Origin of the sequence: Micromonospora sp. M51 (assembly GCF_018070305.1) — a bacterium.
Taxonomy (GTDB): Bacteria; Actinomycetota; Actinomycetes; order Mycobacteriales; family Micromonosporaceae; genus Micromonospora; species Micromonospora parva.
Genome location: NZ_JAGPXZ010000091.1, coordinates 1 through 12,694 on the forward strand (window position 1 = coordinate 1; position 12,694 = coordinate 12,694).

Sequence of the window (12,694 nt, forward strand, 5' to 3'; positions counted from 1 at the left end):
CCTCAGGCTCAGGTCGCACCCCGATCGGGGCGCGGCTCACCGGAGGGTCGGAGCCGTTCCCCCGATCCCTACCGCGTACCGAAGAAAAGCGCAGAAACCGGCGCCGAGGGCGGTCCCACGCCGCAGCGTTCAGCGCGGATCGGGTCGACCGGGCACCTGCCGGGGTTTCCGACCGCCGCCGACGTCCAGTGACGCCCGGTCGGCGGCCGAGGTGCCGGACGACCAGCCCTCGGCGTCGCGCACGCTGAGCCGACGCCGGGTGACCCCGGGGAAGAGCGTGTCCAGCCGCTCCCGGACCGCCTCGCCCCGCGCCGCGAGCACCGGCAACAACCGTTCCGCCACGGCCGTTGCCTTGTCCGCGTCGGTTGCCGCATCCGTGGCCGCCTCGGTGGCCGTCCGCAGCCGCTCGCCGATCCGCAGCGCGAACGCGTTGAGGAAGGACTCGTCCCAGACCTTCGTCCGCCGCCCCGACCCCGGCCGCCGCTCGGCGCGCCCGCGCAGCATCGCCGCAGTGGCCTGGACCAGCAGCGACGTGTAGAGCAACTCCACCGCCACCAGGTCGGCGGGCCAGCCCAGCACGGTCGCGAAGCCGAGATCGTCGGACCAGACCGCCTCGCACCGGTTCGCCGCCGCCACCTCCTGCACCAGCAGCGCCTTAGCGCCCGCGTACGGGGTGTCGGTGCTCAGCCGCACCCCGCCGGGCAGGTCGCCGCTCTCCGCCCCGGCGGCCAGCAGCGCCTCGTCGATGCTGTGCCGGGCGATCAGCTCCTGGGCCTTACCGGTCAACGCCTCCGCCTCCGCCGGAAAGGTGGTCGACTCGGCCTTGGCCAGCAGCGCGCGTACCCGATCGAGCATCGGTGACCCGCTGCGAGCCGTGCCGGCGGCGCGCGACAGCGCCGCGCCGCTGGTGCCCGGCGGTGGGCGCAGCACGGCGATCGGCGGCAGGCTCTCCACCAGCGCGAGAGTGTCCACTGCGGTCCGGAGCGCGTCCGCCCGGTCCAGCCCTTCCCGGGCCGCCCAGCTGGTCAGCACGCTGCGGTCGTCACCAGTGGTTGCCGCCAACGCGCGTAGCTGATCGTCCCACCAGGCCGGGACCGGCTCGGCCTGGTCGCGGCGCTGAACCGCCATCGCGTGGCGGACCAGCCGGGCCGCCCGGGCGTCGAGCCGCCGACCGGTGATCCGGTCCACGTCGACCGGCTGCCACCCGCGCAGCCACAGCCGGCCGAGAGCACGGAGCAGGCGACGCAGCAGTGCCTCGTCCACAGCCGTGGTGCCGTCCGCGACGCCGGTGCCGACCATCAGGTGGTCCAGCTGCCGTTCGGCGTGCCGAACGTCAGTGCCGCGTACCGCCGCGAGCGCACTGGCGACGAGTTCGTCAGCGTCCGGCACGGGCACCTCCTTCTCGGGATCACGCTGTCGCTGCACCTCGGGCTCCGGCCGTCGCTGCCTCTCCAGGCTCCATGATCATGCCGTCCGTGGCCCGGGAGTCGCGAAACGGGGAGGTCATCGGCCATCCGACCGTCCGCCCGACCTTGATCAACACGGCTTCCTGGAAGTCGCGGTGTGCCACTCGGCCGGACACCCCAGTTTCACCAAACCCGTGTTGATCACTCCTCGCGCGGTCGCCCGTCCTCGGCTTCGCCGGCATGGTTCGTCTGGTCCGGGGTAATTTGAGGCCGGCCTGACGCGGATGCGAGGTGTGGTGGTGGCCGATCTCCCCCTGCCAAGCGCACGCACCGCCGACGTGCGTTCCTCCATTCTCGTCGGCGTCCTGATCGGCATCGCGATCATGGCGGCGGTGGACGAGATCGTCTTCCACCAGCTGCTCGCCTGGCACCACTTCTACGATCGCTCCACCCCCTCGGTGGCGCTGCTCTCCGACGGGCTGCTGCACGCCGCCGAGGTGATCGCCCTGGTCGGTGGGTTCTTCTGGTTCGCCGACCTGCGTCGGCGGGGCGCCCTGTCGAGCCGGCTGGCCTGGGGTGGTTTCCTGCTCGGCGCCGGCGGATTCCAACTCTTCGACGGGATCGTCGACCACAAGGTGCTCCGGCTGCACCAGATCCGCTACGGCGTCCACCTGGTGCCGTACGACGTGGTCTGGAACCTGGCCGGCGCGGTGCTGCTGCTGGCCGGCGTCGCTGTCGTCTGGTGGGCCGGGTCCCGTCGGCCCGGCGGCGACCCCCGAGCCGTCCGGCCCGATGGCGGCCCTCGGTGACCGTGGCCGTGCCGCTGGCGCACGCCGGGCACGGTGCGGCCGGGCCGGCCTGGCTCCCGCTGTTCCCGGTCGCCGTGCTGGCGGGCGGCTACCTGTTGGCCGCCGTCCGCGACCCGCGGGGTTGGGACCACCGGCGCACCGCAGCCTGGCTGGTCGGCTGCGCCCTGCTGGCGCTCGCCGTCGGCCCGCTCGCCCAGACCTCCGGTGACCCGCGCGGGCACATGGCGCAACACCTGCTCCTCGGCATGCTGGCACCGCTCGGGCTGGTGCTCGGCGCCCCGGTGACGCTGTTGCTGCACGTCGCACCTGCGCCGATGCGCCGGCTGGTGGGCCGGCTGCTGCGTGCCCGCCCGCTGCACCTGCTCGCCCACCCGGTCACCGCCGCGCTGCTGAGCACCGGCGGGTTGGCGCTGGTGCTGCTCACCCCGCTGTACGCGGCGGCCGAACGCCACCCCGCCCTGCACCATGGCGTGCACCTGCACTACCTGGCCGCCGGGTACCTCTTCGCCTGGTCGTTGGCCGGGCCGGACCCGGCGCCGCGTCGCCCCGCACTGGCGGTCCGGGTCGGCGCGCTCCTGACCGCCGCGGCCGGCCACGCCGTGCTGGCCAAGTACCTGTACGCCCAGGCCGAAACCCTGCCGCCCGGCCTCACCGACCGGGACCCGGAAGCGTTCCGCTCGGCGGCCCAACTCATGTACTACGGCGGTGACCTGGCCGAACTCCTCCTGGCCGTGGCCCTCTTCGCCACCTGGTACCACTGCCGTCGCCCCCGGACCCGCCCGTCGCCACCCGCGTCGATCAAGAGGTTGGCGTCGCCACGGGCGGAGCCCTGACACCACACTCCTGATCAACACCGTGGTGGTATGTGTGTGGCGCACAACCCGCTGCTAACCTGGGTGGTGCAGGAGGCTCTCGCTTGAGGGTTCCCGCAACCGCCTTAAGGGCCCGCTCACGCGGGCCCTTCGTGCATCTGGCGGGCTGTGGGCGACCAGCACCAGGAGTGGTACCGCCGCTGCTCGACCCAGGACCAGAGCTTTTCGTTCGCCGCCGCCTCGCCTGGATCGTGACCTGTGCCGTTGACCATCCGGCGATACAGGAAGGTCACCAGATCCACGGCCTGCACCAGCCGCGAGGCGTGCGACGGCGCGAGGCCGTAGCGGTCGACCCCGCGCAAGATGATCGTCACATCCTGGGCGCCGATGGTCTTATTGCGCCGTTGTAGACGGCGACCTCGTCGAGGGCCGTACTCAACGGTGTACGACTCGTCCAGATAGGTGAGCAGCACCCACAAAGGATAAGACGTCGCTACACACTGTGTTTGGCTCGACGCGCCCCCTGTCGACGGGTCGAAATGGTTCACCGACCACCTGGCTGTCAGGTGTGGTGTGGCCAGGTGGTCAGGATTTCCTTGACCGGCATCGCGTCGCGCTGTGGATCGGGTGCTGGGGTGGGCCGTTTCGGTGGTGTGCGGTCGAAGCGGGGTGCCGGTGCCGGTTGGATCTCGCCGTCCACCTCGACGAACGTGCCCCGGGCGGCGTTGTGTGGATGCTGGTGCGCCTCACCGGGGGCGAGCACCGGCGCGACGCACGCATCCAGGTCGGCGAAGACCGCCGTCCACTCGTCCCGGGTCCGCTCGGCGAACCGCGCGGTGAACCGGCGGCGCAGCTCGTCCCAGCCGCTCGGGTCGTACTGGGCCGGCAGGTCCGGGTCGTCGGCGAGGTCGAGGCCGGTGAGGAGTACGGCGTAGAAGGCCGGCTCCATCGCGCCGACAGCCATGAATCCGCCGTCGGCGGTGGCGTACGTGTCGTAGAACGGCGCCCCGCCGTCGAACATGTTGCGCCCGCGCGGCGCGGCCCACAGGCCGCTGCCGAGCAGCCCGTGCAGGAACGAGGTGAGCAGCGCCGAACCGTCCACCATCGCCGCGTCGACCACCTGACCGAAGCCGGAGCGCTCCCGCTCCAGCAGCGCGGCCAGCACACCGACGGCGAGCAGCATGCCGCCGCCGCCGAAGTCGCCGAGCAGGTTCATCGGCGCGTACGGGCGTTCGCCGGCCCGGCCCAGCGGCTCCAACGCCCCGGCGACAGCGATGTAGTCGATGTCGTGCCCGGCTCGGGCGGCCAGTGGGCCGTCCTGCCCCCAGCCGGTCATCCGCGCGTACACCAGGCGGGGGTTGCGGGCCTGGCACACCTGCGGGCCGAAGCCGAGCCGCTCGGCCACCCCGGGCCGGTACGCCTCGACCAGCACGTCCGCGCGTTCGACGAGGTTCAGCAGGTCCGCCACCCCGGTCGGGGACTTCAGGTCCAGTGCGGTGACCCGCCGCCCGCGCTGCAACGGGCCGCCGGTCGGTGCGGCCAGCCGGCCCGCACCCGGTGCGCCGGGCCGGTCCACCCGCACCACGTCCGCGCCGAGGTCGGCGAGCACCATGCACCCGAACGGCGCCGGCGCGAGGCTGGCCAGCTCCACCACCCGTACCCCGGCGAGCGGACCGCCGCGCGTCGGGCCGTCCGGCGCGGTGCGCGGGCCGTCGTGCCCGGCGGCTCCCGGGTCGTCGGTCGGAGCCGAACCGCCGGGGCTCGGCCAGGAGGCCGTCACGCGACGCCCACCGGTTCGGCGGGGTGGTCGGTCGGGGCGGCGAGGCGGGCGACCAGGTCGGTCGGGGGCGTGAACCGGTCGCCGTAGCGGTCGGCCAACTCGGTGGCGCGGGCCGCGAAGCCGGCGGGGCCGCCCGCGTACTGCCGCACGTAGCGGATCACCCCTCCCGTCCAGGCCGGGAAGCCGATGCCGAAGATCGAGCCGATGTTGGCGTCGGTCTCGGTCCGCAACACTCCCTCGTCGAGGCAGCGCAGCGCGTCCAGCGCCTCGGCGAAGAGCATCCGTTCCTGAAGGTCGGTGAACGGCACCGCCCGGCCCGCGTCGGTGATCAGGTCGGCGAGACCGGGCCACAGCCGTCCCCGGGTGCCGTCGTCGTAGGAATAGAAGCCGCGTCCGGCGGCGCGCCCCGGCCGGTCGTACGCGTCGACCAGTTCGTCCACCAGGCGGTGCGCCGGCAGCGGGCGGAACTCGTCGCTGGCCGCCTCGAACTGGCGGCGGATCCGCTGGATCAGCGTGAGGCTGACCTCGTCGGCCAGAGCCAGCGGCCCGGTCGGGTAGCCGGCCTGAAGGGCGGCCTGCTCCACCGACGCGGCGGGGACACCGTCGGCGACCATCCCGATCGCCTCGTCCATGAACCGGCCGATCACCCGGCTGGTGAAGAAGCCTCGGCCGTCGTTGACCACGATCGGGGTCTTGCCGATCCGTCGGCCCAGGTCGAACGCCCGGGCCAGCGCCACGTCCCCGGTCCGTTCGCCCACCACGATCTCCAGCAGCGGCATCCGGTCGACCGGGGAGAAGAAGTGCATGCCGATGAAGTCCGCCGGCCGGTCCACTCCCTCGGCCAGCCCGGTGATCGGCAGGGTGGAGGTGTTGGAGGCGAGCAGCGCGCCGGGTGCCAGCACGGGCAGCACCTCGGCGAAGACCTGCTGTTTCAACGCCGGGTCCTCGAAGACCGCCTCGATCACCGCGTCGCAGCCGGCGAGGGCGTCCACCTGGTCGGTGGTGGTGATCCGGCCCAGCACGGCGCGGGCCTCCGCCTCTGTGGCGCGGCCCTTACGGACCTTGCGGGCCAGCAGCCGTTCGGCGTGCTCGCGGGCCCGCCCGGCGGCCTCCGGCGTGACGTCCCGGACCACGACGTCCAGCCCGGCGGTGGCGCAGGCGTACGCGATGCCCGCGCCCATCATGCCGGCCCCGAGCACCGCCACCCGGCGTACCGGCGGGGCGTCCACGTCGGCCGGTCGGGCGGCGCCACCGTTGACGGCCTTCAGGTCGAAGAAGAAGGCACCGATCATGTTCTTGGCGACCTGCCCGGTGAGCAGGCCGATCAGGTGCCGGGTCTCCACGGTCAGGGCGGTCTCCAGGTCGACCTGTGCGCCCTCGACGGCGGCGGCCAGGATCGCCTCGGGCGCCGGTAGCCGGGCCCCCTTGAGCTGCTTGCGCAGGGTCGCCGGGAAGGCCGGCAACTGCGCGGCCAGTGACCGGCTGGACGGTGTGCCGCCCGGCATCCGGTAGTCCGGGCGGTCCCACGGCTGCTTCGGCTGCGGGTTGGCCGCGATCCAGGCCCGTGCGCGCTCCAGCAGCTCCGTCGGCGTGGCCACCACCTCGTCGACGATCCCGGCGGCCAGGGCGTCGGCCGGGCGCATCCGCCGGCCGGTGAGCAGCACGGTGGTCAGCGCACCGGCCAGGCCGAGCATCCGTACCGTCCGGGTGACGCCGCCGGCCCCGGGCAGCAGGCCCAGGGTCACCTCGGGCAGCCCGAGCCGGCTGTCGGGCGCGTCCAGCGCGATCCGGTGGTGGCAGGCGAGCGCGATCTCCAGGCCACCGCCGAGCGCGGAGCCGTTGACAGCGGCGACCACCGGCCGGCCCAGCGTCTCCAGGCGGCGCAGGTCCCGTTTGATGGTGCCGAGCAGGTCGGCCAGCGCTGGCGCGTCGGCGCGGGTGGCCCGGATCATCTCCGGCAGGTCGCCGCCGGCGAAGAATGTCGGCTTCGCACTGGTCACGATGACCCCGACGAGATCGGGCTCGGCTTCCAACCGGTCGAGCGCCGCGCTCATCGAGGCGACGTACGCCCGGTTCATGGTGTTGGCGGACTGGGTGGGGTCGTCCAGGGTGAGCGTGACGATGCCGTCGGCGCCGCTGTCGTACCGGATGGTGTTTGTCATTGTCGTCCTCCGGGTCAGCAGCGTTCGAGAACGGTGGCGACGCCCATGCCGCCGCCGATGCAGAGGGTCACCACGGCGCGGCGCAGGTCGCGGCGCTCCAACTCGTCCAACGCGGTGCCGAGCAGCATCGCTCCGGTCGCGCCGAGCGGATGGCCGAGGGCGATCGCGCCGCCGTTGACGTTCACCTGGTCCGGGTCGAGGCCCAGGTCGCGGACGTACTTGAGGACCACCGCGGCGAACGCCTCGTTGATCTCGAACAGGTCGATGTCGTCGACTGTCAGCCCGGCCACGGCGAGCGCCTTGTGGGTGGCCGGGATCGGGCCGGTCAACATCAGCGTCGGGTCGGCACCGGTGACCGCCGCGCCGACGATCCGGGCGCGCGGGGTGAGGCCGAGATCCTGACCCACCTGCTCCGACCCGATCAGCACCAGCGCGGCGCCGTCCACGATGCCGGACGAGTTGCCGGCGTGGTGGACGTGCTCGATCGCCTCCAACCAGTGGAACTTCTGCAACGCGACGGCGTCGAAGCCGGCCGCCTCACCCATGGTGGCGAAGGACGGGGTGAGCCGGGCCAGCGCCTCCCGGGTGGTCTCCGGGCGTGGGTGCTCGTCGACGGTGAGGATGTCCAGGCCGTTGCCGTCGCGGACCGGCACCAGCGAGCGGGCGAAGTATCCGCCGGCCATCGCCTTGGCGGCCCGCTCCTGCGACCGCAGCGCGTAGCCGTCCACGTCGTCGCGGGTGAAGCCCTCCAGGGTGGCGATCAGGTCGGCGCTGACGCCCTGCGGCACGAACGACGTGGCCAGCGCGGTCTGCGGATCGGTGGCCCAGGCCGCCCCGTCGGAGCCCATCGGCACCCGGGACATCGACTCCACCCCGCCGGCCAGCAGCAGGTGCTCCCAGCCGGAGCGGATCCGGGCGGCGGCGGAGTTGACCGCCTCCAAACCGGAGGCGCAGAACCGGTTGAGCTGCACCCCGCCCACCTGGTCGGGTAGCCCGGCCAGCAGCGCGGCGGCCCGCGCCAGGTCGCCGCCCTGCTCGCCGACCGGGGTCACGATGCCGAGCAGCAGGTCCTCCAGCCGACCGACGTCCAGGCCGGGGTTGCGCTCGCGCAACGCGTCGATCAGGCCGACCACCAGGGAGATCGGTTTGACCCCGTGCAGCGCGCCGGTGTCCCGGCCGCGTCCGCGCGGGGTGCGGACCGCGTCATAGACGTACGCCTCAGAGGGCACGGGCGATCAACTCCTTCATGATCTCGTTGGTGCCGCCGTAGATCTTCTGGACGCGGGCGTCGGCGTACATCCGGGCGATCGGGTACTCGGTGGTGTAGCCGTAGCCACCGAAGATCTGCAGGCACCTGTCGACGACCTCGCACTGCCCGTCGGTGAGCCATGACTTCGCCATGGCCGCAGTGGACACGTCCAGGTCGCCCCGGTCGTGCCGGACGATGCAGTCGTCCAGGAAGACCCGGCTGACCCGGGCGCGGGTGGCGCACTCGGCGAGCACCATCCTGGTGTTCTGGTGACCCATCAGGGGCTTGCCGAAGGCGGTGCGCTCCTTGGCGTACGCGACGGTCAGCGCGACAGCGCGTTCCATGGCGGCGACCGCGCCGACGCCGATGACCAGTCGTTCCTGCGGGAGTTGCTGCATGAGCTGGACGAAGCCCAGCCCTTCGGTGCCGCCGAGCAGGTTGGCCGCCGGCACCCGCAGCTCGTCGAAGAACAACTCGGCGGTGTCGTTCGCGTGCAGCCCGATCTTGGACAGCAGTCGCCCTCGGCGGAACCCCTGCGGGTCGCCGCCCACCTCGCAGACCAGCAGCGAGACGCCAGCCGCCCGCTGCTCGGGGTCGGTCTTCACGGCAACGATGATCAGGTCGGCCAAGCCACCGTTGGTGATGAACGTCTTCGCACCGGTGACCAGGTAGTCGTCGCCGTCGCGGACCGCCCGGGTACGCATCGCCTGCAGATCGGAGCCGCCGTCCGGCTCGGTCATCGCGATCGCGCCGACCAGCTCACCGCTGCACAGGCCGGGCAGCCAGCGTCGCTTCTGCTCCTCGCTGCCGTACGCCACCAGGTAGCCGGTGACGATGCCACTGTGGACGGCCAGCCCGAGGCTGCTCTCCCCGGTGTACGCCTGCTCGTGCAGCATGACGGCCTCGTGGGTGAATCCGCCGCCACCGCCGCCGTACTCCTCGGGGACGGACAGGCCGAGCAGCCCCAGCTCGCCGGCGCGCCGGTAGTGCTCGCGGTCCGGGTGGCCCTGCGCCAGCAGGCGTTCGGCGTGCGGCAGCACCTCCTTGGTGAAGAAGGTGCGGGCCAGTTCGGCCAGGTCGTCGTGTTCCGGCTCGCGCCAGGGTGAGGGGGAGCCGTCGGTCGGGGGAGTCGGCATGTGCACCACCCTCGCGCGCTGTTGGCGGCATGTCAATAAGCCATCACCGGCGGTGGCACACGGACCGACCGGCGGACTGGACTCGACAAACGATCAACGGAGGCGAGGAGATCTTGGACAGTTTCCGTTACGAGCTGACGGAAACTGTCCAAGATTGCGGAACTTCCGGTGTCGGACGGCTAGCTGCGGGGCGACTCACGTCGTGCCGAGGCCACTAGCCGCTCGGCGAGTGCGACGACGCGGTCGCGGAGTTCGTCCGGGCGTTCGATGACGAACGGCAGGTCGAGCGCGGCGAGCACGCCGGGCAACCAGGCTCTCGGCCCGGATCTCCACGTCCTGCCAGCCTTCGTCCGCGCCCTCTCGCACCTCGGCGATGCTGGCCGGTAGCCGCCTGCGGATCTGCTCAACTGTTCCTTGTATCCGCAGCGACACCGCGTGCGGGTACGGCGCTCGTGCCATCGAGTTGAGAAGGTGCCCGGCCGGATCGTTTCCGGCGGGCGGCTCGAACGAGCCCGGCAGCGGTCTCGCGTCCGCGATGCGGTCGAGTCGAAGGGTTCGTTCCTCGCCGATCTCCGGATCGACCCCGGTGACGTACCACCGGCCGGCATGGTTGACCAGTCCGAACGGATGCAGCACGCGGACGCTGCGCCGGCCGTCGCCCGAGGTGTACTGCACCGAGATCGGCCGGTGATGGCGGACCGCCTCGGCGACGGCGAGCAGTACCTCGGTCTGCGGCGCGGGGAAGTCACCGGGTTCGGCGGTGAAGGCGAGGGACTGGAGTGCGGCGTCCAGTCGGTCCGCCGTCCGTGGCGGCAGGACGCGACGGATCTTCGCGGCGGCTGTCTCGCCCGCCGTGTCCGTTGCCGTCGCCAACCCGGCACGGCGGCCGGCGATCAGGCCGAGGAGGACGGCGAGGGCCTCGTCGTCGTTGAACATCAGCGGCGGCAGGCGATAGCCGGCGGCGAGCCGATACCCGCCGTAGCGACCGCGCACCGACTCGACCGGCAGGTCCAGGTCGACCAGGTGGCTCACGTAGCGCCGCACCGTGCGCGGTTCGACACCGAGGCGCTCGGCAAGCTCGGCCATCGTCCGGACGCCGCCGGACTGCAGGAGCTCCAGCAGTGCGAGTACCTGCGCTGTCGGTCGTGCCACGGTCCGAACTTTATCAAAATACTGGCCCAAATCTGTCCAGTATTCGCTCTAGCGTGATCTCGACGGACCCTTAGCGACCGCTTTGAGCAGGGAGAAGACATGGACTTCGTCTCGATCCGCATCATCACCGACGAGATCAACCGCCTGGTCGGCTTCTACGAGAAGATCACCGGCGTGCAGGCGACCTGGGGCAACGAGGACTTCGCCGAATTGCGCACCGCCCACGGCACGCTGGCGATCGGCAGCACCCGCACCGTCGCACTGTTCGCGCCCGGCTCGGCCCGTCCGGCCGACAACCGCAGCGTGATCATCGAGTTCCGCGTGGAGGACGTCGACGCGCTGTACGAGAAGCTGAAGAGCGTGGTGGACGACTTCGTGAACGAGCCCACGACCATGCCCTGGGGTAACCGAGCCCTGCTTTTCCGCGACCCCGACGGCAACCTGGTCAACTTCTTCACCCCGGTGACTCCGGCCGCGATCGAGAGGTTCCGCCGTTGACCGCTCGGCGCGGCCTTGAGGCCGGCAGCTCCGAGGAGGGACGGGAGGGCGTCGACGCCGAGGCCGGCGGTGTGAGCTGTCGATAGGGTCGGGCAGATGAGTGTCGAGACGGCTCCGCGCCGCCGCCGGTTGGAGCCGGACGCCCGGCGTGGGCAGATCCTGGCCTGCGCGGTCCGGCTGTTCGGCGAACGCCCGTACGCGGAGGTGTCGACCACCGACGTCGCCCGCGAGGCGGGTGTCGCCCGAGGGCTGGTCAACCACTACTTCGGCGCGAAGAAGGACCTCTACCTGGAGGTCGTCCGGGTGATGGTGACCATCCCCGAGGTGGCAGTGGAGCGGCTGCCCAAGGGTGATCTCCGCACCCGGGTGGAGGCCAGCGTCACCTGGTTCCTCGACGTGGTGTCCCGGCACAGCACCTCGTGGCTGGCTGCGGTCACCGCCCGGGGGATGGGCGGCGACGCCGATGTGGAGCGGGTGCTCGCCGAGGCCGAGGAGGTCGCCGCGGATCGGATGCTGGTCGCCGTCGGGCTGGCCGAGGAGGCCGAGAACCACGAGGAGCTGCGGGGGATGGTCCGGGCGTACTGCGGGCTGGCCATCTCGACCGCCCGGGAGTGGCTCCAGCGTGACGCGCTCACCCGCGCCCAGGTGCACCTGCTGCTCACCACCACGCTGCTGACGATCGTGGAGCAGGTCATCCCGCAGGTCATCGCGGGGGAGGGCGTGACGCAGAAGACTCGGCAAACGGCTGGGTGAAATAGGCATACGGCTTATGCTTATTTCGTCGGTGGGGGTACGCCGACTGTCGCGACCCGCGTCACCGAGGAGGAGACATGTCCCCATCTGCCCTGTCCTACGAGGTCCTGGTCTTGGACGGCCCGGTCCGGGCCGGAGAGCAGCGCATGCCGGACGGCTCGCCCATCCACTTCAATCCGACAGCCACCACCCTGATCTCGGGGGCCGAGGAGGCGCTGCTGGTGGACCCGCCGTTCACCCACGAGCAGATCGCGACGGCGGGAGACTGGATCGAGCGGTCGGGCAGGCGGCTGACGGCCATCTACGCCACCCACGGGCACGGCGACCACTGGTTCGGTGCCCCCGAGCTGGTCAAGCGCTTCCCCGACGCCGTCACCTACGCGACGCCCGGGACCATCGAGGTCATGCACCAGCAGGCCACCGTCGGGCGCCAAGAGGTGTTCGACAAGGTCTTCCCCGGGCTGATCCCGGAGTCGCCCGTCGATGCCATTCCGGTGCCGCCCGGCGGAATCCTGCTCGAAGGCAACGTCGCCCAGCCGGTCGAGACCGGGCACACCGACGGCGACCAGACCACTGTCCTGCACGTGCCGTCGATCGGTCTCGTGGTGGCCGGCGACGTCGTCTACAACGGGGTCCACCAGTACCTGCTGGAAACCGTCAACGGTGGCCTGAGGGAGTGGCTCAAGGCCCTCGACCGCGTCGAGGCCCTCGCGCCCCGGGCGGTCGTCGCCAGCCACAAGAACCGCAACCGCCCCGACGACCCGTCGAGCATCGACGAGACCCGGCGGTACCTGCTGAACGTGGAACGGCTGTTGGCGGAGAAGTCGACGGCCCTTGAGTTCTTCGACGCGATGATGGAGCTCTATCCGGACTGGGTGAACCCGGGACCGCTGTGGTACGGGGCGCTCGGCCTGATCGGAAAGTGACGTGACAATGC

12 protein-coding genes are annotated in these 12,694 nt (G+C 71.8%); 5 read left to right on the forward strand and 7 right to left on the reverse strand.

The window, feature by feature from the left end; genetic code table 11:
* Positions 1-129 precede the first annotated feature (129 nt).
* On the reverse strand, positions 130-1,389 hold the full coding sequence (locus tag KBX53_RS07710; protein ID WP_210858277.1) for a DUF2786 domain-containing protein: 1,260 nt from the start codon (positions 1,387-1,389) through the stop codon (positions 130-132).
* Between the two features lie 316 nt (positions 1,390-1,705).
* On the opposite strand from KBX53_RS07710, the gene KBX53_RS07715 reads away from it, so the two are divergent.
* Positions 1,706-2,215 carry a DUF2243 domain-containing protein gene (locus KBX53_RS07715; RefSeq protein ID WP_030329522.1) on the forward strand — a complete coding sequence of 170 codons (510 nt, stop codon included), beginning with the start codon at positions 1,706-1,708 and terminating at the stop codon, positions 2,213-2,215.
* Positions 2,212-3,048, forward strand: coding sequence for a cytochrome c oxidase assembly protein (locus KBX53_RS07720; RefSeq protein WP_309140726.1), 837 nt, complete (start codon positions 2,212-2,214; stop codon positions 3,046-3,048). Before KBX53_RS07715 ends, KBX53_RS07720 begins: the two co-directional genes overlap by 4 nt.
* Positions 3,049-3,164: 116 nt before the next feature.
* On the opposite strand, the gene KBX53_RS07725 is transcribed toward KBX53_RS07720, so the two are convergent.
* The 6 genes from KBX53_RS07725 to KBX53_RS07750 all read right to left on the reverse strand — a co-directional run bounded on the left by KBX53_RS07725 (position 3,165) and on the right by KBX53_RS07750 (position 10,506).
* Positions 3,165-3,575, reverse strand: a complete 411-nt coding sequence (locus tag KBX53_RS07725) for a hypothetical protein (RefSeq protein ID WP_210858279.1) — start codon at positions 3,573-3,575, stop codon at positions 3,165-3,167.
* A 14-nt stretch (positions 3,576-3,589) separates the two neighbouring features.
* Positions 3,590-4,807: a CaiB/BaiF CoA-transferase family protein gene (locus tag KBX53_RS07730; RefSeq protein ID WP_309140727.1), complete on the reverse strand. Its 1,218-nt coding sequence runs from the start codon at positions 4,805-4,807 to the stop codon at positions 3,590-3,592.
* Positions 4,804-6,969, reverse strand: a complete 2,166-nt coding sequence (locus KBX53_RS07735; RefSeq protein WP_210858281.1) for a 3-hydroxyacyl-CoA dehydrogenase NAD-binding domain-containing protein — start codon at positions 6,967-6,969, stop codon at positions 4,804-4,806. Before KBX53_RS07735 ends, KBX53_RS07730 begins: the two co-directional genes overlap by 4 nt.
* 14 nt (positions 6,970-6,983) lie before the next feature.
* Complete coding sequence (locus KBX53_RS07740; RefSeq protein ID WP_210858283.1) at positions 6,984-8,198, reverse strand: acetyl-CoA C-acetyltransferase; 1,215 nt, start codon at positions 8,196-8,198, stop codon at positions 6,984-6,986.
* Positions 8,188-9,354 (reverse strand): acyl-CoA dehydrogenase family protein, encoded by a 1,167-nt coding sequence (locus tag KBX53_RS07745; RefSeq protein ID WP_210858285.1) that lies wholly within the window; start codon positions 9,352-9,354, stop codon positions 8,188-8,190. The genes KBX53_RS07740 and KBX53_RS07745 overlap by 11 nt, the downstream gene beginning before the upstream one ends.
* Before the next feature lie 195 nt (positions 9,355-9,549).
* On the reverse strand, positions 9,550-10,506 hold the full coding sequence (locus KBX53_RS07750; protein WP_309140728.1) for a YafY family protein: 957 nt from the start codon (positions 10,504-10,506) through the stop codon (positions 9,550-9,552).
* Positions 10,507-10,605: 99 nt separating this feature from the next.
* Here KBX53_RS07750 and KBX53_RS07755 point away from each other — a divergent pair, with 99 nt between their 5' ends.
* The 3 genes from KBX53_RS07755 (at position 10,606) to KBX53_RS07765 (ending at position 12,683) form a co-directional block, all read left to right on the forward strand.
* Positions 10,606-11,004, forward strand: coding sequence for a VOC family protein (locus KBX53_RS07755; RefSeq protein ID WP_210858287.1), 399 nt, complete (start codon positions 10,606-10,608; stop codon positions 11,002-11,004).
* 96 nt (positions 11,005-11,100) lie between these two features.
* Positions 11,101-11,757 (forward strand): TetR/AcrR family transcriptional regulator, encoded by a 657-nt coding sequence (locus tag KBX53_RS07760; RefSeq protein WP_030329507.1) that lies wholly within the window; start codon positions 11,101-11,103, stop codon positions 11,755-11,757.
* Between the two features lie 77 nt (positions 11,758-11,834).
* Positions 11,835-12,683, forward strand: coding sequence for an MBL fold metallo-hydrolase (locus KBX53_RS07765; protein ID WP_030329505.1), 849 nt, complete (start codon positions 11,835-11,837; stop codon positions 12,681-12,683).
* Positions 12,684-12,694 lie beyond the last annotated feature (11 nt).